We start from the raw sequence: 24,775 nt of genomic DNA, 5'->3' as shown, positions 1-24,775 counted from the left end.
CGGGCGCGTTTGGCTGGCTGACAGCCGCCGCTCTATACAATCGTGCCGCGCCTGGCGCAGAATCCAAACAAGAACGTGCGCAACGGGGGGATGGGCCCGGCGATGCAGCACGGCTCGGGGTCTGTTCCCTCACTGCCAGGCGGCGCGCCGCCTGGCGCGCGGGGAAGCCGACCCCCTGAATCGACGGAGATCATTCATGCGTAAACTTTGCCTCGCCATGGCCATGGCGGGAATGCTGGCCAGCGGGCTGGCCCAGGCCCAATCGACCCTGCGGGTCGGCCTGCAGGACGACCCGGACGTGCTCGATCCGACCCGCGCCCGGACCTTCGTCGGCCGCATCGTGTTCGCCTCGCTGTGCGACAAGCTGGTCGACATCACCCCGGACCTGAAGTTCGTGCCGCAGCTGGCCCAGTCCTGGAGCACCAGCCCGGACAACAAGACGCTGACCTTCAAGCTGCGCACCGACGCCGTGTTCCATGACGGCACGCCGATCGACGCCGCCGCGGTCAAGGCCAACCTGGACCGCGCCCGCACGCTGCCCGACAGCAACCGCAAGAGCGAACTGGCCACCGTGGCCAGCGTCGAAGCGCCGGACGCCAGCACCGTGGTGCTGCACCTGGCCGAACCCGACGCCTCGCTGCTGTCGCAGCTGTCCGACCGGGCCGGCATGATGATCTCGCCCGCCTCGTTCGACAAGGACCCCGGCGGCAAGCCGGTGTGCTCGGGCCCGTACCAGTTCAAGGAGCGGGTGCAGAACGACCGCATCGTGCTCGAGAAATTTCCCAAGTATTGGGACGCCGCCAACTATCACTTCGACCGCGTGGTCTTCACGCCGATCCCCGACAACACCGTGCGCCTGAACAACCTGCGCGCCGGCGACCTCGACATCATCGAGCGCGTGGCGCCCAGCGACGTCAAGGCGGTCAAGGACGACGCCAACCTGCGCCTGGCCCCGGTCACCGGCCTGGGCTTCCAGTCGATCTCGGTCAACCTGGGCAACGGCGCGCGCGCCAACAACCCGCTGGCCAAGGACAAGCGCGTGCGCCAGGCGCTCGACCTCGCCATCGACCGCGACGTGCTCAACCAGGTCATCGGCGAAGGCCAGTACCAGCCGGCCTACCAGCCGTTCCCGCCGGCCAGCTTCGCCTACAACAAGTCGTTCGAGCACGCCGGCCGCGATCCCAAGAAGGCCCAGGCCCTGTTGAAGGAAGCGGGCTTCGACCGCGTCAAGTTCGAGATCACCTTCGGCAACAACACCACCATGCAGCAGGTCTTCGAGCTGGTGCAGGCCATGGGCGCCGAGGCCGGTTTCGACATCACCCTGCGTCCCGTCGAGTTCGCCTCGCTGCAATCGTCGCTGGCGCGCGGTGACTTCGAAGTGGGCCAGAGCGGCTGGTCGGGCCGGGTCGATCCCAGCGGCAACATCCACCAGTACCTCAGCTGCAAGGGCAACCTGAACGACGGCAAGTTCTGCGACCCCGAGGCCGACAAGCTGCTCAACGACGCCCGCGCCGAGCCGGACACCGCCAAGCGCCGCGCCATGTACGACAAGGTGCTGTCGGTGATGCAGGACCAGCGTCCCATCGTCTACCTGTTCTACCTGCCGTGGACCTTCGGCACGCAGAAGAAGCTGGAAGGCTTCGTGCCGTATCCCGATGGCCTGATCCGCCTGAAGGGCGTCAGCCTCGCCAGGAAGTAGGCATCAAGCCAGACGCGGGACCCGGTTGCGGGTCCCGTTTTACATGTTCTTGCGGCCACCGGCCCCGCGCCGTCCGCGACAGGATCGCACCATGTTTACGACTCGCCCGGAAATCCTCGGCACCTTCGGTGTCGTGACCTCCACCCATTGGCTGGCCAGCTCGGCCGGCATGTCGCTGCTGGAGCGCGGCGGCAACGCATTCGACGCCTGTGTCGCCTCGGCCTTCGTGCTGCAGGTGGTCGAGCCCCACCTGGTCGGCCCGGCCGGCGAAGTGCCGGCGGTGTTCTACTCGGCCCGCACCGGCCGCGTCGAAGTGCTGTGCGGCCAGGGCACCACCCCGGCCGCCGCCACGCTCGAGCGCTACCGCGCCGAAGGCCTCAAGCTGATCCCCGGCAACGGCCTGCTGGCCACCGTCATTCCCGGCGCCTTCGACGCCTGGATGCAATTGCTGCGCGACCACGGCACGATGCGCGTGCGCGATGTGCTGGAACCGGCCATCTATTACGCCGAGCACGGCCACGCGCTGATGCCGCGCATCTCCAACACCATCGCCGGCCTGAAGGACTTCTTCCAGGCCCACTGGCCCACCACGGCGCAGGTCTACCTGCCCGGCGGCAACGTGCCCGAGGCCCGCAAGCTGTTCCGCAACCCGGCGCTGGCCGCCACCTGGACCCGCGTGCTGCAGGCCGCCGAGCAGGCCGGCGGCGACCGCGAGCGCCAGATCGAGGCGGCCCGCGACGCCTTCTACCGCGGCTTCGTGGCCGAGGCCATCGACAAGTTCGCGCGCGGCAACGAGGTCATGGACGAAAGCGGCGAACGCCATCGCGGCGTGATCACCGCCGACGACCTGGCGGGCTGGTCGGCCAGCTACGACCAGCCGGCCACCTATGACTACCACGGCTACACCGTGGCCAAGGCGGGCGCCTGGAGCCAGGGGCCGGTGTTCCTGCAGACCCTGGCGCTGCTCAAGGACATGGACCTGGCCGGCGTCAGCGCGACCAGCGCCGAGTTCGTGCACCGCGTCACCGAGGCCATGAAGCTGGCCTTCGCCGACCGCGAGGCCTACTACGGCGATCCCGCCTTCGTCGACGTGCCGCTGGCCCAGCTGCTGTCCGACGAGTACAACGACGCGCGCCGCGCCCTCATCGGCGAACAGGCCTCGCAGGACCTGCGGCCCGGCCAGATCCCCGGTTTCGAGGCGCAGGTGGCGCGGGTGATGGACACCCTGCAGCGCCTGTCCAAGGTCTCGGCCCCCGGCAGCGCGACCAACGAGCCGACCATGGCCGACATGCGCGCCTCGGTCAAGCGCGGCGACACCACCCACGTCGACGTCATCGACCGCTGGGGCAACATGATCTCGGCCACGCCGTCGGGCGGCTGGTTCCAGTCCTCGCCGGTGATCCCGGAACTGGGCTTCGGCCTGAACACCCGCGCCCAGATGTTCTGGCTGGAAGAGGGCCTGCCGGGCACGCTGGCGCCGGGCAAGCGTCCGCGCACCACGCTGACGCCGTCGCTGGCGCTGCGCGAAGGCCGGCCGTACCTGGCGTTCGGCACGCCGGGCGGCGACCAGCAGGAACAATGGCAACTGCTGTTCTTCCTGCGCCACGTGCACCACGGCCTGAACCTGCAGGAAGCCATCGACCTGCCGATGTCGCACACCATGCACTTCCCCTCGTCGTTCTATCCGCGCGACCGCAAGCCGGGCCACCTGGCGGTGGAAAGCGGCTTCGGCGCCGAGACCATCGCCGCCCTGCGCGCCCGCGGCCACCAGATCGAGGAAGTGCCGCAGTGGTCGGTCGGCCGCCTGACCGCCGCCTCGCGCGACGCCGACGGCCTGCTGCACGCGGCCGCCACGCCGCGCCTGATGCAGGCCTACGCGGTCGGCCGTTGAGCCGCCTGCCGGCGCGCACGCGACGCGCGCGCCGGCACGGTTGCGACGATTTGCCGGCATGGGCTATCTTTTGCCCATGACGCCTATCCAGCAGAGCCCGGCGACAGGGGCTCGTCCCCTGACGGGACACGAACCGCTCTTCATCGTCCTGAACACCGGCTCCGGGCGCGGCGACGCGCAAGCGCTGCAGGACACCATCCGCCGCGTGCTCGACGAGGCCGGCCGCCGCTACCAGCTGATGCCGGTCGACGACCCGTCGCGCCTGGTGGCGACCGCGCGCGACGCCGTCGCGCAGGCGCGCCAGGCCGAGGGCATCGTGGTCGCCGCGGGCGGCGACGGTACGCTCAACGCCGTCGCCAGCCAGGTGCTGGGGCAGGGCGTGCCGTTCGGCATCCTGCCGCAAGGCACCTTCAATTACTTCGGCCGCCGCTATGGCATCTCGCAGGACACCGAGCCGGCCCTGCGCGGCCTGCTCGGCGGCGAGCTGCGGCCGGTGCAGGTCGGCCTGCTCAATGGCCGCCTGTTCCTGGTGAACGCCAGCCTCGGCCTGTATCCCCAATTGCTGGAAGACCGCGAAGCCTACAAGCAGCGCTTCGGCCGCAGCCGCCTGGTGGCGCTCTGGTCCGGACTGGTGACCCTGCTGCGCGCGCCGCGCCAGCTCAGCCTGCGCCTGGAATACGAAGGCCGCGTGCGCGACCTGCGCGCGCCGACGCTGGTGGTGGGCAACAACCGCCTGCAGCTGGAACACATCGGCATCGACCCCACCGAACTGGACCGCAACCGCCTGGTGGCCATGGCGACCCGGCCGGTCGGCACGCTGGCGCTGTACGGCCTGCTGCTGCGCGGGCTGTTCAGCCGCCTGGGCGACGCCGAACACGTCGTCAATTTCGCTTTCGACCGCCTGGCGGTGTCCATCCGCGGACGCCGCCGGGTCAAGGTCGCCATGGATGGAGAGATTTCCTGGATGGATGCCCCGCTGGAATTCAAGGTGTCCGAAACGCCGCTGCCGCTGGTCGTGCCGGTCGACGCTCAGGCAGGGGAGCGCCCATGACGCGTATCCTGCAATTCTCGGACACCCATTTCGGCACCGAGCGCAAGCCGGTGGTCGAGGCCGCCCTGGACCTGGCCCGCGCGCTGGCGCCCGACCTGGTGGTGATCAGCGGCGACATCACCCAGCGCGCCCGGCGCGGCCAGTTCGCCGCCGCCCGCAAGTTCATCGAACGCCTGTCGCTGCCGGTGCTGGCGGTGCCGGGCAACCATGACATCCCCCTGTTCAACCTCTTCGCGCGCGCGCTCAATCCCTACGGCAACTACAAGCGCGCGCTCGGCGCCGTGCTGGAACCGATCTACGAGACGCCGGGCCTGCTGGCCATCGGCGTCAACACCACGCGGCCCCGGCGGCGCAAGGACGGCGAGATCTCCGACGCCCAGATCGCGCGGGTGGCGCAGCGCCTGCGCCAGGCCAGGCCGGGCCAGCTGCGGGTGGTGGTGGCGCACCATCCGGTGCGCGCCAAGGTCGAATCCGACCGCTTCAACCTGCTGATCGGCCGCGAACGGGCGCTGTCGGCCTGGGGCCAGGCCGGCGTCGACCTGATCCTGGGCGGCCACATCCACCTGCCCTATGTCCTGCCCGCCAGCGCCAATCCGGCCGTGGCGGCGGGCTGGGTGGTGCAGGCCGGCACCACCTGCTCGCGGCGGGTGCGCGGCAACATCCCCAATTCGGTCAACGTGATCACCTGCGAAGCGGACGGCGACGCGCAGGTCTGCCATGTCGAGCGCTGGGACTATGCCGCCGCCACCCACGCCTTCGCGCCGGTCGACAAGACCCTGGTCGCCGGCTAGCGGTGGCGGGGCCATCATGAAGGGGGGCGCAATGATCGATGCCGATGCGGCCTGGGTGGCCTCCCATGCGTTGCTCCTGTTCACGCTCTTGCCGCTCGCCGCCGCCGCCATGGCGGTGGCGCTGGCACGCGCCCATGTCCGGGCCGCGCCGGCCCTGCGCATGGCCGGCTGGACCGGGGCGGTGGCGTTGTCGGCCGCGGCGTTCCTGGCGCTGGCCGCGGCCGTGAGCCGGGCCGGCGTGGTGGTCGAGTTCGACAGCGCCCTGGCGGGCGCCCTCAGCATGTCGCTGGGGGATTCCGTGCTGTGGCTGCTGTCGTGGTTCACCACGCTCGGCGACCGGATGTTCCTCACGGTCCTCGCCGTCCTGGTGACCGCCGCGCTGTTGTGGCGGCGGCATTGGCGGCTGGCGGCGTTCTACGCGGTGGCCACCGCCGGTGGCGGCCTGCTCAACCGGCTGCTCAAGCTGGGCTTCGAGCGCGTGCGGCCCGAGCATGACCATGGTTTCGCCACCGCGCTGGGCTGGAGTTTCCCGAGCGGCCATGCCTCGGCCGCCATGGCGGTGTACGGCGGCGCCTGCTATCTGGCCTGGCGCCTGGCGCCGGTTGCCTGGCGGCTGCCCGGCGTGGCGCTGGCGGCGGGGCTGGTGATGGCGATCGGCCTGAGCCGCGTGCTGCTGCAGGTGCACTTCGCCAGCGATGTCGCGGCCGGCTTCGCCATCACCTTCGTCTGGCTGGCGCTGTGCGTGGCGGCCACGGAAGGGCTGGCGGCTTCAGCGCGGCGCGATCAAGGCGTTCAATAGCCGCGCGCCCGGCTCGCCGGCGCTCGCCAGCCGCAGTGGCGCGCAGGCATAGCGGCCGCCGGCGCTGGCGATGGCCTGGTCCAGGCGCCGCGCGCGCTCCGGCGGCGGCGGTTCCAGGTCCACGATCAGCTTGCCGGCCACCGGAGCGCTGACCTCGCCGTCGCTGAACCGTTCCAGCGTGCGGTCGATCTCGCGCTCGCGCGGCAGGGCCAGCACGATGGTGTCGGACTCCGCCAGCGCCTCGCGCGCCGAGGTCGCCAGCGTGGCGCTGCCGCGGAAATCCTCGCAGCGGTCCGGATCGATGTCGTAGACGGTCAGGGCGATGTCGGGTTCGGCCGCCAGCAGCCGCCGGGCCGCCTGGGTGCCGGTGTGGCCCATCCCGACGATGCTGATGCGCAGGCTCATGATCTGGGCACCGACCAGGTGCTGACGATGTGCGCCAGCGGTTCAGCGGCGCCGGCGGCGGTCAGGATGACCTCGCCGGCGGACAGGCGGCCCACCTTCAGCAGCCGGGCGTCGGCGTGGATCGCGCCGGCCGGGCTCTTGCGCAGGAAATTGATGGTCAGGCTGGCGGTCACCGCGTGGGCCTGGCCGGTCGCGCCGACCACCGCGGCGTACATCGCCAGGTCGGCCAGCCCCATCAGCATCGGCCCGGCGACGATGCCGCCGAGCCGCTGGTGGCTGTCGCGCGCGGGCAGGACGGCCAGGGCGGTGCCGCGGCCGATCCGTTCCACTTCGATTCCCAGCAACAGGGAAAACGGATGCTGTTCGGCCAGCAGCAGCCGGAAGTCGGCCAGGCTGATCAGCGACGCATCGGCGTCGTCGCGGGGCAGGGGGGAGGGCGTCATCGTTGTTCCAGCGCGAGGCAATAGTGATCCAGCAGGACATCGGCCTGCTGGCCCAGGGATTTCAGGCGGCGGGTGTGCAGCAGCAGCAACAGCCCGATCAGGTAGGTGAAGACGTTCATCTGCTCGACCCGCACCGTGTCGGGGTTCCAGGCCTTGGTGCGGGCCAGGGCCTGGCCCAGCACGTCGACGCACCGCCGCAGGCGCTGGTTCAGTTGCTCGTCCATGTCGCGGCCCAGGCCGCGCGGCCCCAGCCCCTGGAACAGATATAGCCCCAGCGAGAAATCGGTCGGGCGCTCGGCGTAATAGCCAAAGAACGCCTGGATCGCCTGGCGGGCCGCCGCCTCGGGGTTGCCGCCCGAGGTGGCGCTCAACAGGTGGGCATGCAGGCGCTGCAGCGATTCGTCCAGCAGGGCGCCGTACAGGACTTCCTTGCCCGCGAACCAGGGGTAGATCGCGCCGGTGGTGCAGCCTGCTTCCTTGGCGATGGCGCGCAGCGTGGTTTTTTCCAGGCCATCGCGCTCGAACACCCGCTGGGCCGCGTCCAGGATCAACTGGCGGCGCAGGGCGCTCAGGCGTTCGTTGCGGTCGGCGCGCTGGGTAGGGGTGGGCATGGGCGAGGGGGGGGGCAGGAATGTTGCGTTGTTCCGAAATAATATCGACGGTTTATTTAAATAACAACGTTATTGAAGCTGACGGACAGCGGCTTGCGAAGCTCCCCTGGAATGACCGTGGAATTGCCCGCAATCGGCCCGCCGGGAATGCGGAAGGAGTCTGAAAGAAAGGCCGGAGCGTTTCGTTGTTTATTGGGGCCAGGGCTGCAAGTCGCATGAATACGTGGTCATTTGAAAAATGCAGGGTTAGCCCTAGTGAGATTGGTCTGATGTTGCAATATCCCAACAAGGCTGTCGCAAACCTGCACTTTTCTGGTGTCGACCATAGCCAGTCCCCCCGATTTTTGATGCAATAGCGTCAACTTCCCTTCGCGGAGTTAGGGGGGCGGCAGGCTGGTTTGCTGGATTGCTGCTCTTGTCACTCAAATCAACGGAGATTTCTTAAATGAAAAAGACTCTGCTCGCTGCCGCCCTGCTCGCCGGTTTTGCCGGTGTCGCCCAGGCAGAAACGTCTGTCACCCTGTACGGCATCATCGACACGGGCCTCGGCTACAACAAGATCAGCGGTGGTACCGATGCTCAGAACGGTAGCAAGATCGGCATGATCAACGGCGTCCAGAACGGTTCGCGCTGGGGTCTGCGTGGTTCGGAAGATCTGGGTGACGGTCTGCGCGCTGTTTTCCAACTGGAATCGGGCTTTGATTCGGGCAACGGTTCGTCGGCTCAAGGTGGCCGTCTGTTCGGTCGTCAAGCCACCGTCGGTCTGGCCAGCGACAGCTGGGGTCAACTGGACTTCGGTCGCCAAACCAACATCGCTTCGAAGTACTTCGGTTCGATCGATCCGTTCGGCGCTGGTTTCGGCCAAGCTAACATCGGTGTTGGCCTGAGCGCCACGAACACCGTCCGCTACGACAACATGGTCCTGTACCAAACCCCGTCGTTCAGCGGCTTCCAGTTCGGCATCGGCTACTCGTTCAGCGCTGATGACACCAAGGATGGTCGTATCAACCAAACGACCGGCGTGCCGACCACCAGCCAAACCGGCTTCCGCACCGCTGACAACACCCGCGCCATCACGACCGGCCTGCGTTACGTCAACGGCCCGCTGAACGTCGCGCTGTCGTTCGACCAACTGAACGCCTCGAACAAGCTGTCGCAAGCCACCATCGACGCCACCCCGCGTCAGTACACCATCGGCGGTTCGTACGACTTCGAAGTCGTGAAGCTGGCTCTGGCCTATGCTCGCACGACCGACGGCTGGTTCGGTAGCCAAGACGTCAAGACCGCTGCCAGCACGATCGGCTTCGGCACCAACGCCTTCGCTGATGGCTTCAAGGCCAACTCGTACCTGCTGGGTCTGTCGGCCCCGATCGGCGGCGCTTCGAGCCTGTTCGGTTCGTGGCAGCGCGTTTCGGCCAGCGGCACGCAGCTGACCGGCGACGACGCCACGATGAACGTGTTCAACCTGGGCTACACCTACGACCTGTCCAAGCGTACCAACCTGTACGCCTACGGTTCGTACGCCAAGAACTACGCGTTCCTGGACGGTGTCAAGTCGACCGCCGTCGGCGTCGGCCTGCGTCACCGCTTCTAATCCAAAGCAGGGCGCAAGTCCTGCCTGGATTCGCAGTGCATGAGCGGGCTTCGGCCCGCTCATATGAAGCCACCTTTCGGGGTGGCTTTTTTTTATTTCGGAAGTGTCTGCTTTTTGATTTGAGTGGGTCGCGTTTTCCTGTGTCGTGATGGGTCGCGCGGTGGCATGTGATGGCGCGCGTTTTTTGACGTATCCGCGACCGCTGTGCGGGCGTTTTGCCGTGCCGGCGCGGCATATCGGCGCATGTGGCGGTAAGCTTGCGCCGCCCTCTTGAAAACTGCGATTGTTCCACTGGAGAAATGCAGTCTTTCACCCGCTGTTCACGCTACAGAGTTCAGCCGGAAGTAACCGCGCGAATGCTACAATCCTAAGGTTTGCGCATTTGACGGACGCCTGAATGAACCTGCAACAGTATTTCCCCGTCCTGCTGTTTATCGTAGTGGCCACCCTTATCGGGTTCGCGCTTCTGACGGCCGGCTCCCTCCTTGGCCCGCGGCGTCCCTACGCCGAGAAGCTATCCCCCTATGAGTGCGGCTTCGAAGCGTTCGAAGACGCGCGCATGAAGTTTGACGTGCGCTACTACCTGGTGGCGATCCTGTTCATTCTTTTCGACCTGGAAATCGCGTTCCTGTTCCCGTGGGCGATCGCCCAAGGTACGGTCGGGCTCGTCGGCTTCTGGACGGTCATGGTTTTCCTCGCCGTGTTGACCGTCGGCTTCATCTACGAATGGAAAAAGGGCGCGCTGGACTGGGAATAACCCGCCGGGTTATTTCATCACCGCACGCTATCAGAGACGAATATGGCTATAGACGGCATTCTCAAGCAAGGGTTCATCACAACCAGCGCCGACAAGTTCCTTAACTGGGCGAAAACCGGCTCCATGTGGCCCATGACCTTCGGCCTGGCCTGTTGCGCGGTCGAGATGATGCACGCGGGCGCGGCCCGCTACGACCTGGACCAGTTCGGCATCATCTTCCGCCCCAGCCCGCGTCAGTCCGATCTGATGATCGTGGCCGGCACGCTGTGCAACAAGATGGCGCCGGCGCTGCGCAAGGTCTATGACCAGATGCCCGAGCCGCGTTGGGTGGTCTCCATGGGCTCCTGTGCCAATGGTGGCGGTTACTACCACTACTCGTATTCCGTGGTGCGCGGCTGCGATCGCATCGTACCGGTAGACGTCTACGTGCCGGGCTGCCCGCCCACGGCCGAGGCGCTGGTCTACGGCTTGCTGCAGATGCAGAACAAGATCCGCCTGACCAACACGATTGCGCGCTGAGTTTGCGCTCCGGTCCGCGGCCGCCGCAAATGCCGCCGCAGGACCCCGCGAAACAGCGTATCGGTTCACCTAAGCGTACAAGATGATGACCAGGCTCGAAACCCTGAAAAACAATTTGCAGACCACCCTCGGCGCGGAAATCGCGCTGACCGAGGCGCTGGGCGAGCTGACGCTCGAAGTGCCCCCGGAGCAGTGGTTCTCCGTCTGCAACAAGCTGCGCACCGAAGCCGGCCTGCGCTTTGAAATCTGTATCGACCTCTGTGGCGTCGATTACCTGACCTGGGGCAACGGCACGCGCCAGCTGCCCGAGGAAACCAGCGCCAAGGTGCACCGCGCGCGCTTCGCCGTGGTCGCGCACCTGCTGTCGGTCGAGAACAACTGCCGCCTGCGCGTGCGTACCTGGGCCGCCGACGACGAGTTCCCGATCGTCGCGTCGCTGATGGAGTGCTGGCCCACGGTGGGCTGGTTCGAGCGCGAGGCCTTCGACCTGTACGGCATCGTCTTCGAAGGCCACCCCGACCTGCGCCGCATCCTGACCGACTACGGCTTCATCGGCCACCCGTTCCGCAAGGATTTCCCGCTGTCGGGCACCGTCGAAATGCGCTACGACCCGGAACAGAAGCGCGTCATTTACCAGCCCGTCACGATCGACCCGCGCGAGATCACGCCGCGCGTGGTGCGCGAAGACACCTACGGCTTGGGACGTTGAATCATGGCAGAAATCAAGAACTACACGCTCAACTTCGGCCCGCAGCACCCGGCCGCCCACGGCGTGCTGCGCCTGGTGCTCGAGCTGGACGGCGAAGTCATCCAGCGCGCCGACCCGCACATCGGCCTGCTGCACCGCGCCACTGAAAAGCTGGCCGAGCACAAGACCTACATCCAGGCGCTGCCCTACATGGATCGCCTGGACTACGTGTCCATGATGTGCAACGAGCACGCCTACGTCATGGCCATCGAGAAGCTGCTGGGCGTCGAAGCCCCGCTGCGCGCGCAGTACATCCGCGTGATGTTCGATGAAATCACGCGCCTCTTGAACCACCTGATGTCGCTGGGTTCGCACGCGCTGGACGTGGGCGCCATGGCGGTGTTCCTGTACGCCTTCCGTGAACGCGAAGACCTGATGGACTGCTACGAAGCGGTCTCGGGCGCGCGCATGCACGCGGCCTACTACCGTCCGGGCGGCGTCTACCGCGACCTGCCGGACACCATGCCGCAGTACGGCGACACCAGCAAATACCGCGGCGAGAAGGAAATGCGCGTCATGAACGACGCGCGTTCGGGCTCGCTGCTGGACTTCATCGAAGACTTCACCAACCGCTTCCCCGCCTGCGTCGACGAGTACGAAACCCTGCTCACCGACAACCGCATCTGGAAGCAGCGTCTGGTCGGCATCGGCGTGGTCGATCCCGACCGTGCCAAGGCGCTGGGCTTCACCGGCCCGATGCTGCGTGGCTCGGGCGTGGCCTGGGACCTGCGCAAGATGCAGCCCTACGAAGTCTACGACCTGCTCGATTTCGACATCCCCGTCGGCGTCAACGGCGACTGCTACGACCGCTATCTGGTCCGTATCGCCGAGATGCGCGAGAGCAACCGCATCATCCGCCAGTGCGTGGAATGGCTGCGCAACAACCCGGGCCCGGTCATGATCGAGAACCACAAGATCGCCCCGCCCAAGCGCACCGCCATGAAGACCAACATGGAAGAGCTGATCCACCACTTCAAGCTCTTCACCGAAGGTTTCCACGTGCCTCCGGGCGAAGCGTTCGCCTCGGTGGAACACCCGAAGGGCGAGTTCGGCATCTATCTGGTGTCGGACGGCGCCAACAAGCCGTACCGCCTGAAGATTCGGGCGCCCGGCTTCGTCCACCTGCAATCGCTGGACGAAATGTCGCGCGGTCACATGATCGCCGACGCCGTCACCATCATTGGTACGCAGGACATCGTTTTCGGCGAGATCGATCGCTGATCCGCCCAGAGACAGTCACGAGCACGCCCGCTTAACCCGGATTCAAACTATGCTGCTTTCCGAACAGGCCTACCAGAAAATCGACCGAGAACTCGCCAAGTTCCCGGCCGACCAGCGGCAGTCCGCCATCATGGCCTCTCTTGCGATCGCGCAAGAAGAGAAGGGCTGGTTGGCTACCGACATCATCGAAGATGTGGCCAACTACATCGGCGTCCCGCCCATCGCGGTGCAGGAAGTCGCCACCTTCTACAACATGTTCGACGTCAAGCCCGTCGGCAAGACCAAGATCGCGGTCTGCACCAACCTGCCCTGTGCCTTGCGCGACGGCGAACGTGCCGGCGACTACCTCAAGCGCAAGCTGGGCGTGGACTATCGCGAGACCACCGCTGACGGCCAGTTCACCCTGGTCGAGGGCGAGTGCATGGGCGCCTGCGGCGATTCCCCCGTGCTGATCGTGAACAACAAGCATATGTGCGTGCGCATGACCGAAGAGAAGCTGGACGCGCTGGTCGCGACCCTCAAGGCGCAAGGAGAGTCGGCATGAACGCGCCGGACATCTACAAGCAGTTCGCGCAGGGCCTGGAGCCCAACCCGCTGAACGACCTGTCCAATTCGATGTGCCTGCACGGCCGCCACATCAAGCCGCAGATCATGGCCGACGTCGACGGCGCCAACTGGCGCCTGGCCGACTACGTCAAGCGCGGCGGCTACGAAGCCCTGCGCAAGATTCTGACCACCGGCATGAAGCCGGAAGACGTGATCGCCGAAGTCAAGGCGTCGGGCCTGCGCGGCCGTGGCGGCGCGGGCTTCCCGACCGGCCTGAAGTGGAGCTTCATGCCGCGCGCCTTCCCCGGCCAGAAGTACCTCGTCTGCAACTCGGACGAAGGCGAACCGGGTACGTTCAAGGATCGCGACATCCTGCGCTTCAATCCGCACATCGTGATCGAAGGCATGGCCATCGCCGCCTACGCGATGGGCATCAGCGTCGGCTACAACTACATCCACGGTGAAATCTTCGAAGTCTACGAGCGCTTCGAAGAAGCCCTGGAAGAGGCGCGCGCCGCCGGCTTCCTGGGCGACAAGATCCTGGGTTCGGAATACAACTTCCAGTTGCACGCGTTCCACGGCTACGGCGCCTACATCTGTGGCGAGGAAACCGCGCTGCTGGAATCGCTGGAAGGCAAGAAGGGCCAGCCGCGCTTCAAGCCGCCGTTCCCGGCCAGCTTCGGCCTGTACGGCAAGCCCACCACCATCAACAACACCGAAACCTTCGCGGCGGTGCCCTGGATCATCCGCAACAGCGGCCAGGCCTACCTCGAAGTCGGCAAGCCCAACAACGGCGGCACCAAGCTGTTCTCGATCACCGGCGACGTCGAGCGTCCCGGCAACTACGAGATCCCGCTGGGCACCCCGTTCTCGACCCTGCTGGAACTGGCGGGCGGCATGCGCGGCGGCAAGAAGCTCAAGGCCGTGATCCCCGGCGGCTCGAGCGCCCCGGTGCTGCCGGCCGACATCATGATGGAAACCACGATGGACTACGACGCCATCGCCAAGGCGGGTTCCATGCTGGGTTCGGGCGCCGTGATCGTGATGGACGAGACGCGCTGCATGGTCAAGTCGCTGCTGCGCCTGTCGTATTTCTATTTCGAGGAAAGCTGCGGTCAGTGCACGCCGTGCCGCGAAGGCACCGGCTGGCTGTACCGCATGGTGCACCGCATCGAAAACGGCCACGGCCGTCCGGAAGATCTGGACATGCTGGACAACGTGGCCGGCAACATCATGGGCCGCACCATCTGCGCCCTGGGTGACGCCGCCGCCATGCCCGTGCGTGGCTTCCTCAAGCATTTTCGCGACGAATTCGCGCACCACATCGAGCACAAGTCGTGTGTGGTTCCGCAATATCTGTAGGTCTCAGGAACAGCAATGGTTGAACTAACCGTCGACGGCAATACGGTAGAAGTGCCCGAGGGCAGCATGGTGATGCATGCGGCCCAGAAAGTCGGGCTTTACGTGCCGCATTTCTGCTACCACAAGAAACTGTCCATCGCGGCCAACTGCCGCATGTGCCTGGTCGAAGTGGAAAAGGCGCCCAAGGCGCTGCCCGCCTGCGCCACCCCCGTGACGAACGGCATGGTCGTGCACACCTGCTCCGAGAAGGCTCGCGCCGCTCAGAAGTCGGTGATGGAATTCTTGCTCATCAATCACCCGCTCGACTGCCCGATCTGCGATCAGGGCGGCGAATGCCAGCTGCAGGACCTGGCCGTGGGCTACGGCGGTTCTTCCTCGCGTTACCAGGAAGAAAAGCGCGTGGTGTTCCACAAGGACCTGGGCCCGCTGGTTTCCGCCGAGGAAATGAGCCGCTGCATCCACTGCACCCGCTGCGTGCGCTTCGGCCAGGAAATCGCCGGCGTCATGGAACTGGGCATGCTGGGCCGTGGCGAGCACTCCGAAATCACGTCGTTCGTGGGCCGCTCGATCGAGTCCGAGCTCTCGGGCAACATGATCGACATCTGTCCGGTGGGCGCGCTGACCTCCAAGCCCTTCCGCTACAGCGCCCGCACCTGGGAACTGGCCCGTCGCCGTTCGGTCAGCCCGCACGACAGCCTGGGCGCCAACCTGGTCGTCCAGGTCAAGGGCGACCGCGTCATGCGCGTGGTTCCGTTCGAAGACGAAGCCGTCAACGAATGCTGGATCAGCGACCGCGACCGCTTCTCGTACGAAGGCCTGAACAGCGAAGACCGCCTGTCCGCCCCGATGATCAAGGGCGCCGACGGCAAGTGGCAGGAAGCCTCCTGGGCCGACGCCCTGGCCGCCGTGGCCCAAGGCCTGTCGCGCGTGCGTGACAGCTTCGGCGCCGGCCAGATCGGCGCCCTGGCGTCCGAATACGCCACCACCGAGGAATACGCGCTGCTGGGCCGCCTGGTCCGTTCGCTGGGTTCCGAGAACATCGACTTCCGCCTGCGCCAGACCGACCCGGCGTTCGACGCCGCGCTGACCGGCGCGCCGTGGCTGGGCATGCCCATCGCCGAACTCGACAACCTGGACCGCGTCCTGGTGGTCGGCTCGTTCCTGCGCAAGGATCACCCGCTGATGGCCCAGCGCCTGCGCCAGGCCGCCAAGCGCGGCACGCAGATCCTGATGGTCGACAGCGCCGCCGATGATCCCCTGATGCCGGTCGCCGGCCGCCTGACCGTGGCCCCGTCCGAGCTGCCGCGCGCCCTGGCCGAAGTGGCCGTGGCCCTGGCGCAAGCCAAGGACGCCGCGGTGCCGGCCGAATTCGCCTCGGTTACCCCGGGCGAGAACGCCAAGATCATCGCCGCCAGCCTGGCGTCGGGTTCCAACACCGCCGTGCTGATGGGCAACCTGGCCGTGGCCAGTGCCCAGGCCTCGACCCTGGCCGCCAACGGTCGCGCCGTGGCCGACCTGGCCGGTGGCAAGTTCGGCTTCCTGACCTCCGGCGGCAACACCGTCGGCGGTTACCTGGCCGGCGCCACCCCGGGCAAGGGCGGCAAGAACGCCGCCGCCATGCTGGCCGAGCCGCTCAAGGCCTACGTGGTGCTGCACGCCGAGCCGCTGCTGGATGCCGACAACGGCCAGCAGGCGATCGCCGCGCTGCGCGGCGCGCAATTCGCCGTGGCCCTGACGCCTTACCGTTCGGCCGCGGCCGAATGGGCCGACGTCATGCTGCCGGTCGCGCCGTTCACCGAAACCTCGGGCACGTTCGTCAACGCCCAGGGCCTGGCCCAGAGCTTCAAGGGCACGGTCGCGCCGTTCGGCCAGACCCGTCCGGCCTGGAAGGTCCTGCGCGTGCTGGGCAACGTCCTGCACCTGGCCGGCTTCGATGACGAAACCTCCGAGTCCGTGCGCGACACCGCGCTGGCCGGTGGCATCGAAGGCCGCCTGTCCAACGACATCAAGGCGCCGCTGGGCCTGGGCCAGGCCCTGACCGGCCTGGAACGCGTCGCCGACGTGCCGATCTACCGTACCGACGCCATGGTGCGCCGCTCGGAGCCGCTGCAGGCCGCGCCGGCTTCGAAGCAGCCCGCCGCGCGCATGAACGGCAACACGCTGACCAGCCTCGGCCTGACCGCCGGCGTCAAGGTGCGCGTGACGGGCGGGCAGGGCGCTGTCGAGCTTGAAACCGTGCAGGACGACGCCGTGGCCGATCGCGCCGTGCGCATCGCCGCAGCCTTTGAAAATACCGCAGCCCTGGGTGGCGCATTTGGTCAACTCAGCGTGGAGCGTGCCTGATGGAATGGCTCAATGTTCTTGAAAGCCACGGCACGGCATTGCTGGGCCCGACGGTCTGGATGGTCCTGTGGACCCTCATCAAGATCGTGGTCATCGCCGTGCCCATCATCCTGTGCGTCGCCTACCTGACGTACTGGGAGCGCAAGATGATCGGCGCCATGCACGTGCGCATGGGCCCGAACCGCGTCGGTTTCAAGGGGCTGTTGCAGCCGTTCGCCGACGTGTTCAAGCTGCTGACCAAGGAAGTCGTGGTTCCCAGCCAGGCCAACAAGGTGCTGTTCATCGTGGCCCCCGTGGTCACGCTGATGCCGGCCCTGGCCGCCTGGGCGGTGGTGCCGTTCGGCCCGGACGTGGTCCTGGCCAACGTCAACGCCGGCCTGCTGTACATCATGGCCATCACGTCGGTCGGCGTGTACGGCGTGATCGTCGCCGGCTGGGCCTCGAACTCGAAGTACGCGTTCCTGGGCGCGCTGCGCGCCTCGGCCCAGATGCTGTCGTATGAACTGGCCATCGGCTTCGTGCTGGTGACGGTGCTGCTGGTGTCCGGCAGCCTGAACATGTCCGAGATCGTGCATGTGCAGAATCGCGGCTGGTTCGCCGACAAGGGCCTGACGTTCCTGTCCTGGAACTGGCTGCCGCTCTTGCCGCTGTTCGTGATCTACGTGATCTCGGCCGTGGCCGAAACCAACCGCCACCCGTTCGACGTGGTGGAAGGCGAATCGGAAATCGTGGCCGGCCACATGGTCGAATACTCCGGCATGGCCTTCGCGCTGTTCTTCCTGGGCGAATACGCCAACATGATCCTGCTGTCGTGCATGGCGTCGATCATGTTCCTGGGTGGCTGGGCATCGCCGATCGACATCGCGCCGCTGACCTGGATCCCGGGCTGGATCTGGCTCGGTCTCAAGACGTTCTTCGTGGTTTCGTTGTTCGTGTGGTTCCGTGCGTCGTTCCCGCGTTACCGCTACGACCAGATCATGCGTTTGGGTTGGAAGATCTTCATCCCGCTGACCGGTGTTTGGCTGGTCGTTGTGGCGATCTGGATGCAGACGCCCTGGAACATTTGGCGCTAAGCCGCCAGGCAGAGGCAGGATATGGAAGCGATCAAAGATTTCTTCGGCAGCTTGATGCTGGCCGAACTGCTCAAGGGCATGCGCCTGACGGGCAAGTATTTCTTCAAGCGCAAGGTCACCTTGCGCTACCCGCAGGAAAAGACGCCGACCTCGGCGCGTTTCCGCGGCCTGCACGCGCTGCGCCGCTACCCCAACGGGGAAGAGCGCTGCATCGCGTGCAAACTGTGTGAAGCCGTGTGCCCCGCACTGGCCATCACCATCGAGTCGGACCAGCGTGACGACGGCACCCGCCGCACCACGCGCTACGACATCGACCTGACCAAGTGCATTTTCTGCGGCTTCTGTGAGGAAAGCTGCCCCGTGGACTCGATCGTGGAAACGCACATCCACGAATACCACGGTGAAAAGCGCGGCGACCTGTATTTCACCAAAGACATGCTGCTCGCCGTGGGCGACCGCTACGAAGCCGAAATCGCCCGCCGCCGGGCCGAAGACGCTCCCTACCGTTGAGCCCAGGGTCCTGATCCATGACTTTTACCACTGTCCTGTTTTACATACTGGCCGCCGTGCTGGTGATCGCGGCGTTCCGCGTGATCACCGCGCGCAGCCCGGTCACCGCCGTCCTGCACCTGATCCTGGCGTTCGTCAACGCGGCCATGCTGTGGATGCTGCTGGGCGCCGAGTTCCTCGCGCTGCTGCTGGTGCTGGTGTACGTGGGCGCCGTGATGGTGCTCTTCCTGTTCGTCGTCATGATGCTGGACATCCGCATGGATGCGCTGCGCCAAGGCATGAAGACCTACCTGCCGCTGGGCCTGGTGATCGGCCTGGTGATGGTGCTGGAAATGGCATTCGTGCTGGGTTCGACCTGGTACGGCTCGGGCCCGCAAGCCCCGGTCGCCGGCGACTACAACAACGCCCGCGCACTCGGTGAAGTGATGTACACGCACTACATCTACGCCATCGAGGTCGGCGCCGCGCTGCTGCTGGTCGGCATGGTTGCCGCCATCGCGCTGACCCTGCGCCGTCGCCGCGACGTCAAGTACAACGACCCGGTCGCCGCCGTCCGCGTGCGCTCGAAGGACCGCTTCCGCATGGTGAGCATGCCCGCCCAGAGCGAGCGCGCCCAGGCCCGGAACGGCGCCGATGCGTCGGCTGCCGCCGCGCCCCAAGGAGAAAAACAATGACGCTGACGCTGGCCCATTACCTGATTCTGGGGGCGATCCTGTTCGCCATCGGGATCTTTGGCATCTTCCTGAATCGCCGCAACCTGATCATTCTGCTGATGTCCATCGAGCTGGTGCTCCTGGCCGTCAACATGAACTTCGTGGCGTTCTCCAGCTGGTTCGGCGACACCGCCGGCCAGGTGTTCGTGTTCTTCATCCTGACCGTGGCCGCCGCCGAAGCGGCGATCGGCCTGGCCATCCTGGTGCTGCTGTTCCGCAACCTGAACACGATCAACGTTGACGAACTCGATCGCCTGAAGGGCTGACGGGGTATTGGAAGAAAATGTCTAGCTCACCCAATCTCTACCTGCTCATCGCGCTGGCGCCGCTGGCCGGAGCAATTCTCGCGGGCCTTTTCGGCACCGGCTTCCTGGGCCGTCCCATCGGCCGCCGCGCCTCGCACGTCATCACCATCCTGGGCGTGCTCATCTCCGCCATCGGTTCGGTGGTGGTGCTGGGCGACGTGCTCAATGGCCTGCGCTTCGACGGCGCGGTCTACACCTGGAGCCTGATCGGCCAGACCAAGCTGGAAATCGGCTTCCTGATCGATCCGCTGTCGGCCATGATGATGGTCGTGGTGACCTCGGTGTCGCTGATGGTGCACATCTACACCATCGGCTACATGGCCGACGATCCCGGCTACCAGCGCTTCTTCTCGTACATCTCGCTGTTCACGTTCTCCATGCTGATGCTGGTGATGTCGAACAACATGGTGCAGTTGTTCTTCGGCTGGGAAGCGGTGGGCCTGGTGTCGTACCTGCTGATCGGTTTCTGGTACACCCGCCCGACCGCGATCTTCGCCAACATGAAGGCGTTCCTGATCAACCGCGTCGGCGACTTCGGCTTCGTGCTGGGCATCGGCCTCTTGTTCGCCTACGCCGGCACCATGCACTACGGTGAAGTGTTCGCCCAGGCCGACAAGCTGGCCAAGCTGACGCTGCCCGGTTCGGACTGGATGCTGCTGACCGTGGCCTGCATCTGCCTGTTCATCGGCGCCATGGGCAAGTCGGCGCAGGTCCCCCTGCACGCCTGGCTGCCCGACTCGATGGAAGGCCCGACCCCGATCTCCGCGCTGATCCACGCCGCCACCATGGTGACGGCCGGCATCTTCATGGTCGCGCGCTTCTCGCCGCTGTTCGAACTGTCGGACACCGCGCTGTCGTTCATCATCGTGATCGGCGCCATCGGCGCGCTGTTCCTGGGCATCCTGGGCATCATCCAGAACGACATCAAGCGCGTGGTGGCGTATTCGACGCTGTCGCAGCTGGGCTACATGACCGTCGCGCTGGGCGCCTCGGCCTACTCGGTGGCGATCTTCCACCTGATGACGCACGCGTTCTTCAAGGCGCTGCTGTTCCTGGGCGCGGGCTCGGTCATCATCGGCATGCACCACGACCAGGACATCCGCAACATGGGCGGCCTGCGCAAGTACATGCCCATCACCTGGATCACCTTCCTGCTGGGTACGCTGGCCCTGGTCGGCACGCCGTTCTTCTCGGGCTTCTACTCGAAGGAACACATCATCGAGGCCGCCGGCGCCGCCCACGTCTGGGGCGCCAGCTTCGCCTACTACGCCACGCTGATCGGCGTGTTCGTGACCTCGCTGTACTCGTTCCGCGTGTACTTCCTGGTCTTCCACGGCAAGGAACGCTTCGACACCAGCGACCACGGTCATGGCCACGGCCACGACGCGCATGGCCATGACGACCACGGTCACGACGACCATGGCCATGGCCACCACGGCGGCAAGCCGCACGAGTCGCCCTGGGTCGTGACCCTGCCGCTGATCCTGCTGGCGATCCCGTCGGTGCTGATCGGCGCCTGGGCGGTGGATCCGATGCTGTTCGGCAAGTTCTTCAACGGCGTGATCACGGTGCTGCCGCAGCATCCCGCCATGCACGAGCTGCACGAAGAGTGGCACGGCTGGGTCGCCTTCGGCCTGCACGCCTTCCAGACCCTGCCGTTCTGGCTGGTCGTGGCCGGCGCGGTCATCGCCTGGTACTGCTACCTGATCAACCCGAAGGTCCCGGCCGCGATCAAGTCGAGCCTGTCGGGCGTCAACAAGGTGCTTGAGAACAAGTACTACGTCGACTGGGTCAACGAGCAGATCATCGCCCGCGGCCTGCGCTGCCTGGGCCGTGGCCTGTGGCAGACCGGCGACCGCGGCATCATCGACGGCTTCCTGATCAACGGCAGCGCCCGCGTGGTGGGCTGGGTGTCGGCGATCAGCCGCCACCTGCAGTCCGGCTTCATCTATCACTACGCGTTCGCGATGATCATCGGCATCATGGCGCTGGTGACTTTCTTTGTGCTGATTCCCCAATGATGGCAAGCGAGATGGCATCCAACACTTTCCCCTGGCTCACGCTTGCGATCTTTGTCCCGATCGTATTCGGCCTGCTGGTGCTGGCGGTGGGCCGTGACGACCGTCCCGGTCTGACGCGCGGCCTGTCGCTGGTCGGCTCGATCGCCGGCTTCCTCGTCACGATCCCGCTGTACACCGGGTTCGACTCCAAGACGGCTGCCATGCAGTTCGTCGAGAAGACCTCCTGGATCGAAGCCTTCAACGTCAACTACCACCTGGGCATCGACGGCATTTCGCTGTGGTTCGTGCTCCTGACCGCGTTCATCACCATCATCGTGGTGCTGGCCGGCTGGGAAGTCATCACCAGCCGCGTGTCCCAGTACATGGCCGCCTTCCTGATCCTGTCGGGTCTGATGGTCGGCGTGTTCTGCGCGCTGGACGGCATGCTGTTCTACGTGTTCTTCGAAGCCACGCTGATCCCGATGTACATCATCATCGGCGTCTGGGGCGGACCGAACCGGGTGTACGCGGCCTTCAAGTTCTTCCTCTACACCCTGATGGGCTCGCTGCTGACGCTGGTCGCGTTCGTCTACCTGTGGCACGCCTCGGGTGGTTCGTTCGACATCCTGACCTGGCAGCAGACCAAGCTGGGCTACACCCCGCAGATCCTGATCTTCGTGGCGCTGCTGGCGGCCTTCGCCGTCAAGGTGCCGATGTGGCCGGTGCACACCTGGCTGCCGGACGCCCACGTCGAGGCGCCCACGGGCGGCTCCATCGTGCTGGCCGCGATCATGCTGAAGCTGGGCGCCTATGGTTTCCTGCGCTTCTCGCTGCCGATCGCGCCCGATGCCTCGCACAGCCTGGCCGGCATGATGATCACGCTGTCGCTGATCGCCGTGATCTACATCGGCCTGGTCGCGATCGTGCAGGACGACATGAAGAAGCTGGTGGCCTATTCGTCGGTCGCCCACATGGGCTTCGTCACCCTGGGTTTCTTCATCTTCAACACGGCCGGCGTCGAAGGCGCCATCGTGCAGATGATCTCCCACGGCTTCGTCTCGGGCGCCATGTTCATGTGTATCGGCGTGCTCTATGACCGCATGCACTCGCGCCGCATCGCCGACTACGGCGGCGTGGTCAACGTGATGCCGCGCTTCGCCACGTTCTTCATCCTGTTCTCGATGGCCAACAGCGGCCTGCCGGCCACCAGCGGTTTCGTCGGCGAGTTCATGGTGATCATGGGCGCGGTCGAGCACAACTTCTGGATCGGCCTGCTGGCGGCCACCGCGCTGATCCTGGGCGCTTCGTATTCGCTGTGGATGGTCAAGCGCGTGGTCCTGGGCGACATCGCCAACGACCACGTCCGTGAACTGACCGATATCAACCGCCGCGAATTCGTGATTCTTGGCGTGATGGCGATCGCCGTGTTGTACATGGGGATCTATCCCAAGCCCTTCACCGACGTGATGCACGTGTCGGTCGAGGCCCTGCTGCAACACGTTGCCGTCTCGAAACTGTAAGACAAGACAATGATGCAATCCCAAATCGATTTCGCCCTGGCGACACCGGAAATCCTCCTGCTGGTTTTCGGCCTGGCTATCCTGCTCGTCGACGCGGTCAGCAATCACCCCGAGCGCAAGCCGACGTTCCTGCTGACCATGCTTGCGCTGGGCGTGCTGACCGTGGTGTCGGTGCTGCAGTGGAAGAACGGCGTCACGGGTTCGACCTTCAACGGCCTGTACGTCACCGACGAGCTGTCGCACCTGCTCAAGATCGCCTCGTATATCGCGGTGGCGGTGACGCTGGTCTATGGCCGCGTCTACGCCCAGCTGCGCGACATGATGCGCGGCGGCGAACTGTACGTGCTGACGCTGTTCGCCCTGCTGGGGCAGATGGTGATGATCTCGTCGGGCAACCTGATCTCGATCTACCTGGGCCTGGAGCTGATGTCGCTGGCGCTGTACGCGCTGATCGCGCTGCGCCGCGACAACGTCGTCGCCACCGAAGCCGCCATGAAGTACTTCGTGCTGGGCGCGCTGGCCTCGGGCTTCCTGCTGTACGGCATGTCGATGGTCTACGGCGCCACCGGTCACCTCGACCTGGCTGAAGTCTCCAAGGTCATCGCCGCCGGCAAGGCCGAGAAGCTGGCCCTGGTGTTCGGTATCGTGTTCCTGGTCTCGGGCCTGGCGTTCAAGCTCGGCGCCGTGCCGTTCCACATGTGGGTGCCGGACGTCTACCAGGGTTCGCCGACCGCGGTCACGCTGATCCTGGGCGGCGCGCCCAAGCTGGCGGCCTTCGCCATCACGCTGCGCCTGCTGGTCGACGGCCTGCACGGCCTGGCGGCCGACTGGCAGCCGATGCTGATGATCCTGGCGGTGCTGTCGCTGGCCATCGGCAACCTGACCGCCATCGCGCAGACCAACTTCAAGCGCATGCTGGCCTACTCGACCATCTCGCACATGGGCTTCGTGCTGCTGGGCCTGATGTCGGGCTCGGTGGTCGGCAAGCCGGAACTGGCCTCGTCCGCCTACGGCGCGTCGCTGTTCTACATGCTGACCTACGTGCTGACCACGCTGGCCAGCTTCGGCATCGTGCTGCTGCTGTCGCGCCAGGGTTTCGAGTGCGAGCACATCGACGACCTGAAGGGCCTGAACCGCCGCAGCCCGTGGCACGCCGCCATCGTGCTGCTGCTGATGTTCTCGCTGGCCGGCATTCCGCCGCTGGTGGGCTTCTACGCCAAGCTGGCCGTGCTGCAGGCGCTGGTCAGCGCCGGCCACGTCACGCTGGCCGTGATCGCCGTGCTGTTCTCGCTGATCGGCGCGTTCTACTACCTGCGCGTCGTCAAGGTCGTGTACTTCGACGAGCCGGCGGCCGATGCCGCCCCGATGTCGGCCACTTGCGGCCAACGCGGCGTGCTGTCGGTCAACGGCCTGCTGATCCTGGTGCTGGGCCTGCTGCCGGGCGGCCTGATGGCCCTGTGCGTGCAGGCCATCCGCAGCTCGCTCAGCCTGTAAGCGGAACGGGCCATGAACCAGACCCTGGCGGTATGGCTCCTGATCGCGCTGGCCCTGGTCAGCGCAAACCTGCCCTTCCTGACGGAGCGCGTGTTCGCGGTGCTGCCGTGGAAGCGGGGCGGCGCGGACGCCGTCAAGCCGTTCTGGATGCGCCTGGTCGAAGTGCTGGTGTTCTACCTGATCGTGGGCGCCCTGGGCTTCACGTTCGAGTCCGTGCTGGGCAACCGCTTCGCGCAGACCTGGGAGTTCTACGCCATCACGCTGAGCCTGTACCTGGTGCTGGCCTATCCCGGCTTCGTGTACCGCTATCTGTTCAAGCGGCACCCGCGGCTGCGGACCTGATCCGGCCACGCCCCGCAGTACCCGTGAAACGCCCCGCA

Annotated in this window: 24 protein-coding genes; 21 read left to right on the top strand and 3 right to left on the bottom strand. The window is 66.0% G+C overall.

The window, feature by feature from the left end:
* Positions 1 to 196 precede the first annotated feature (196 nt).
* The 5 genes from I6I07_RS00310 to I6I07_RS00290 all read left to right on the top strand — a co-directional run bounded on the left by I6I07_RS00310 (position 197) and on the right by I6I07_RS00290 (position 6,231).
* Complete coding sequence (locus I6I07_RS00310; RefSeq protein ID WP_198485263.1) at positions 197 to 1,699, top strand: ABC transporter substrate-binding protein; 1,503 nt, start codon at positions 197 to 199, stop codon at positions 1,697 to 1,699.
* Between the two features lie 91 nt (positions 1,700 to 1,790).
* Positions 1,791 to 3,590, top strand: a complete 1,800-nt coding sequence (locus tag I6I07_RS00305) for a gamma-glutamyltransferase family protein (protein ID WP_006393393.1) — start codon at positions 1,791 to 1,793, stop codon at positions 3,588 to 3,590.
* A 76-nt stretch (positions 3,591 to 3,666) separates the two neighbouring features.
* Positions 3,667 to 4,641 carry a diacylglycerol/lipid kinase family protein gene (locus I6I07_RS00300; RefSeq protein ID WP_232625842.1) on the top strand — a complete coding sequence of 325 codons (975 nt, stop codon included), beginning with the start codon at positions 3,667 to 3,669 and terminating at the stop codon, positions 4,639 to 4,641.
* Positions 4,638 to 5,432 carry a metallophosphoesterase family protein gene (locus I6I07_RS00295; protein ID WP_198485259.1) on the top strand — a complete coding sequence of 265 codons (795 nt, stop codon included), beginning with the start codon at positions 4,638 to 4,640 and terminating at the stop codon, positions 5,430 to 5,432. The genes I6I07_RS00300 and I6I07_RS00295 overlap by 4 nt, the downstream gene beginning before the upstream one ends.
* A 31-nt stretch (positions 5,433 to 5,463) precedes the next feature.
* Entirely contained in the window at positions 5,464 to 6,231 is a 768-nt protein-coding gene (locus tag I6I07_RS00290) for a phosphatase PAP2 family protein (protein WP_198485257.1), read from the top strand.
* Here I6I07_RS00290 and I6I07_RS00285 read toward each other — a convergent pair.
* Genes I6I07_RS00285 through I6I07_RS00275 form a run of 3 tightly spaced genes read right to left on the bottom strand, consistent with a single transcriptional unit; the run spans position 6,202 to position 7,690 of the window.
* A complete protein-coding gene (locus tag I6I07_RS00285; RefSeq protein ID WP_006393398.1) occupies positions 6,202 to 6,636 on the bottom strand; it encodes an NAD(P)-binding domain-containing protein in 435 nt (144 codons plus the stop codon). The two genes, I6I07_RS00290 and I6I07_RS00285, sit on opposite strands and share 30 nt — an antisense overlap.
* The gene (locus I6I07_RS00280; RefSeq protein ID WP_006393399.1) at positions 6,633 to 7,079 is read right to left on the bottom strand and encodes a PaaI family thioesterase; all 447 of its coding nucleotides are present in this window, start codon (positions 7,077 to 7,079) and stop codon (positions 6,633 to 6,635) included. Before I6I07_RS00280 ends, I6I07_RS00285 begins: the two co-directional genes overlap by 4 nt.
* Positions 7,076 to 7,690: a TetR/AcrR family transcriptional regulator gene (locus I6I07_RS00275; RefSeq protein ID WP_198485255.1), complete on the bottom strand. Its 615-nt coding sequence runs from the start codon at positions 7,688 to 7,690 to the stop codon at positions 7,076 to 7,078. Before I6I07_RS00275 ends, I6I07_RS00280 begins: the two co-directional genes overlap by 4 nt.
* A gap of 445 nt (positions 7,691 to 8,135) precedes the next feature.
* Here I6I07_RS00275 and I6I07_RS00270 point away from each other — a divergent pair, with 445 nt between their 5' ends.
* From I6I07_RS00270 to I6I07_RS00195, 16 genes are all read left to right on the top strand, one after another.
* The gene (locus I6I07_RS00270) at positions 8,136 to 9,284 is read left to right on the top strand and encodes a porin (protein ID WP_198485253.1); all 1,149 of its coding nucleotides are present in this window, start codon (positions 8,136 to 8,138) and stop codon (positions 9,282 to 9,284) included.
* A 397-nt stretch (positions 9,285 to 9,681) separates the two neighbouring features.
* The gene (locus I6I07_RS00265) at positions 9,682 to 10,041 is read left to right on the top strand and encodes an NADH-quinone oxidoreductase subunit A (protein ID WP_006217959.1); all 360 of its coding nucleotides are present in this window, start codon (positions 9,682 to 9,684) and stop codon (positions 10,039 to 10,041) included.
* 42 nt (positions 10,042 to 10,083) lie between these two features.
* Entirely contained in the window at positions 10,084 to 10,560 is a 477-nt protein-coding gene (locus I6I07_RS00260) for a NuoB/complex I 20 kDa subunit family protein (protein ID WP_006217960.1), read from the top strand.
* A gap of 82 nt (positions 10,561 to 10,642) precedes the next feature.
* The gene (locus I6I07_RS00255) at positions 10,643 to 11,269 is read left to right on the top strand and encodes an NADH-quinone oxidoreductase subunit C (RefSeq protein WP_198485251.1); all 627 of its coding nucleotides are present in this window, start codon (positions 10,643 to 10,645) and stop codon (positions 11,267 to 11,269) included.
* A gap of 3 nt (positions 11,270 to 11,272) precedes the next feature.
* Complete coding sequence (locus I6I07_RS00250; protein ID WP_006393403.1) at positions 11,273 to 12,529, top strand: NADH-quinone oxidoreductase subunit D; 1,257 nt, start codon at positions 11,273 to 11,275, stop codon at positions 12,527 to 12,529.
* Between the two features lie 49 nt (positions 12,530 to 12,578).
* Positions 12,579 to 13,073, top strand: coding sequence for an NADH-quinone oxidoreductase subunit NuoE (gene nuoE / locus I6I07_RS00245; RefSeq protein ID WP_006393404.1), 495 nt, complete (start codon positions 12,579 to 12,581; stop codon positions 13,071 to 13,073).
* Entirely contained in the window at positions 13,070 to 14,437 is a 1,368-nt protein-coding gene (gene nuoF / locus I6I07_RS00240; RefSeq protein ID WP_054429652.1) for an NADH-quinone oxidoreductase subunit NuoF, read from the top strand. The genes nuoE and nuoF overlap by 4 nt, the downstream gene beginning before the upstream one ends.
* Positions 14,438 to 14,452: 15 nt before the next feature.
* Positions 14,453 to 16,780 carry an NADH-quinone oxidoreductase subunit NuoG gene (gene nuoG / locus I6I07_RS00235; RefSeq protein WP_198485249.1) on the top strand — a complete coding sequence of 776 codons (2,328 nt, stop codon included), beginning with the start codon at positions 14,453 to 14,455 and terminating at the stop codon, positions 16,778 to 16,780.
* Positions 16,780 to 17,853 carry an NADH-quinone oxidoreductase subunit NuoH gene (nuoH, locus tag I6I07_RS00230; protein ID WP_198485247.1) on the top strand — a complete coding sequence of 358 codons (1,074 nt, stop codon included), beginning with the start codon at positions 16,780 to 16,782 and terminating at the stop codon, positions 17,851 to 17,853. Before nuoG ends, nuoH begins: the two co-directional genes overlap by 1 nt.
* A 21-nt stretch (positions 17,854 to 17,874) precedes the next feature.
* The gene (nuoI, locus tag I6I07_RS00225) at positions 17,875 to 18,363 is read left to right on the top strand and encodes an NADH-quinone oxidoreductase subunit NuoI (RefSeq protein ID WP_006389216.1); all 489 of its coding nucleotides are present in this window, start codon (positions 17,875 to 17,877) and stop codon (positions 18,361 to 18,363) included.
* A 17-nt stretch (positions 18,364 to 18,380) separates the two neighbouring features.
* Positions 18,381 to 19,037, top strand: a complete 657-nt coding sequence (locus I6I07_RS00220; protein ID WP_198485245.1) for an NADH-quinone oxidoreductase subunit J — start codon at positions 18,381 to 18,383, stop codon at positions 19,035 to 19,037.
* Positions 19,034 to 19,342, top strand: coding sequence for an NADH-quinone oxidoreductase subunit NuoK (gene nuoK, locus I6I07_RS00215; protein ID WP_006217969.1), 309 nt, complete (start codon positions 19,034 to 19,036; stop codon positions 19,340 to 19,342). Before I6I07_RS00220 ends, nuoK begins: the two co-directional genes overlap by 4 nt.
* A 17-nt stretch (positions 19,343 to 19,359) precedes the next feature.
* Positions 19,360 to 21,402 (top strand): NADH-quinone oxidoreductase subunit L, encoded by a 2,043-nt coding sequence (gene nuoL, locus I6I07_RS00210; RefSeq protein WP_116520214.1) that lies wholly within the window; start codon positions 19,360 to 19,362, stop codon positions 21,400 to 21,402.
* Positions 21,399 to 22,901 (top strand): NADH-quinone oxidoreductase subunit M, encoded by a 1,503-nt coding sequence (locus I6I07_RS00205; protein ID WP_198485243.1) that lies wholly within the window; start codon positions 21,399 to 21,401, stop codon positions 22,899 to 22,901. Before nuoL ends, I6I07_RS00205 begins: the two co-directional genes overlap by 4 nt.
* A 9-nt stretch (positions 22,902 to 22,910) precedes the next feature.
* Positions 22,911 to 24,395: an NADH-quinone oxidoreductase subunit NuoN gene (nuoN, locus tag I6I07_RS00200; RefSeq protein WP_054429647.1), complete on the top strand. Its 1,485-nt coding sequence runs from the start codon at positions 22,911 to 22,913 to the stop codon at positions 24,393 to 24,395.
* A 12-nt stretch (positions 24,396 to 24,407) separates the two neighbouring features.
* Complete coding sequence (locus I6I07_RS00195; RefSeq protein WP_006393413.1) at positions 24,408 to 24,737, top strand: DUF2818 family protein; 330 nt, start codon at positions 24,408 to 24,410, stop codon at positions 24,735 to 24,737.
* Positions 24,738 to 24,775: the final 38 nt, after the last annotated feature.

Source organism: Achromobacter deleyi, from assembly GCF_016127315.1.
Taxonomy (GTDB): Bacteria; Pseudomonadota; Gammaproteobacteria; order Burkholderiales; family Burkholderiaceae_B; genus Achromobacter; species Achromobacter insuavis_A.
This window is presented reverse-complemented; position numbering and strand designations above follow the sequence as displayed.

Coding starts and splice junctions, on each gene's coding strand:
- I6I07_RS00310 (WP_198485263.1), top strand. CDS start 197: ATGCGTAAACTTTGCCTCGCCATGGCCATGGCGGGAATGCTGGCCAGC.
- I6I07_RS00305 (WP_006393393.1), top strand. CDS start 1,791: ATGTTTACGACTCGCCCGGAAATCCTCGGCACCTTCGGTGTCGTGACC.
- I6I07_RS00300 (WP_232625842.1), top strand. CDS start 3,667: ATGACGCCTATCCAGCAGAGCCCGGCGACAGGGGCTCGTCCCCTGACG.
- I6I07_RS00295 (WP_198485259.1), top strand. CDS start 4,638: ATGACGCGTATCCTGCAATTCTCGGACACCCATTTCGGCACCGAGCGC.
- I6I07_RS00290 (WP_198485257.1), top strand. CDS start 5,464: ATGATCGATGCCGATGCGGCCTGGGTGGCCTCCCATGCGTTGCTCCTG.
- I6I07_RS00285 (WP_006393398.1), bottom strand. CDS start 6,636: ATGAGCCTGCGCATCAGCATCGTCGGGATGGGCCACACCGGCACCCAG.
- I6I07_RS00280 (WP_006393399.1), bottom strand. CDS start 7,079: ATGACGCCCTCCCCCCTGCCCCGCGACGACGCCGATGCGTCGCTGATC.
- I6I07_RS00275 (WP_198485255.1), bottom strand. CDS start 7,690: ATGCCCACCCCTACCCAGCGCGCCGACCGCAACGAACGCCTGAGCGCC.
- I6I07_RS00270 (WP_198485253.1), top strand. CDS start 8,136: ATGAAAAAGACTCTGCTCGCTGCCGCCCTGCTCGCCGGTTTTGCCGGT.
- I6I07_RS00265 (WP_006217959.1), top strand. CDS start 9,682: ATGAACCTGCAACAGTATTTCCCCGTCCTGCTGTTTATCGTAGTGGCC.
- I6I07_RS00260 (WP_006217960.1), top strand. CDS start 10,084: ATGGCTATAGACGGCATTCTCAAGCAAGGGTTCATCACAACCAGCGCC.
- I6I07_RS00255 (WP_198485251.1), top strand. CDS start 10,643: ATGATGACCAGGCTCGAAACCCTGAAAAACAATTTGCAGACCACCCTC.
- I6I07_RS00250 (WP_006393403.1), top strand. CDS start 11,273: ATGGCAGAAATCAAGAACTACACGCTCAACTTCGGCCCGCAGCACCCG.
- nuoE (WP_006393404.1), top strand. CDS start 12,579: ATGCTGCTTTCCGAACAGGCCTACCAGAAAATCGACCGAGAACTCGCC.
- nuoF (WP_054429652.1), top strand. CDS start 13,070: ATGAACGCGCCGGACATCTACAAGCAGTTCGCGCAGGGCCTGGAGCCC.
- nuoG (WP_198485249.1), top strand. CDS start 14,453: ATGGTTGAACTAACCGTCGACGGCAATACGGTAGAAGTGCCCGAGGGC.
- nuoH (WP_198485247.1), top strand. CDS start 16,780: ATGGAATGGCTCAATGTTCTTGAAAGCCACGGCACGGCATTGCTGGGC.
- nuoI (WP_006389216.1), top strand. CDS start 17,875: ATGGAAGCGATCAAAGATTTCTTCGGCAGCTTGATGCTGGCCGAACTG.
- I6I07_RS00220 (WP_198485245.1), top strand. CDS start 18,381: ATGACTTTTACCACTGTCCTGTTTTACATACTGGCCGCCGTGCTGGTG.
- nuoK (WP_006217969.1), top strand. CDS start 19,034: ATGACGCTGACGCTGGCCCATTACCTGATTCTGGGGGCGATCCTGTTC.
- nuoL (WP_116520214.1), top strand. CDS start 19,360: ATGTCTAGCTCACCCAATCTCTACCTGCTCATCGCGCTGGCGCCGCTG.
- I6I07_RS00205 (WP_198485243.1), top strand. CDS start 21,399: ATGATGGCAAGCGAGATGGCATCCAACACTTTCCCCTGGCTCACGCTT.
- nuoN (WP_054429647.1), top strand. CDS start 22,911: ATGATGCAATCCCAAATCGATTTCGCCCTGGCGACACCGGAAATCCTC.
- I6I07_RS00195 (WP_006393413.1), top strand. CDS start 24,408: ATGAACCAGACCCTGGCGGTATGGCTCCTGATCGCGCTGGCCCTGGTC.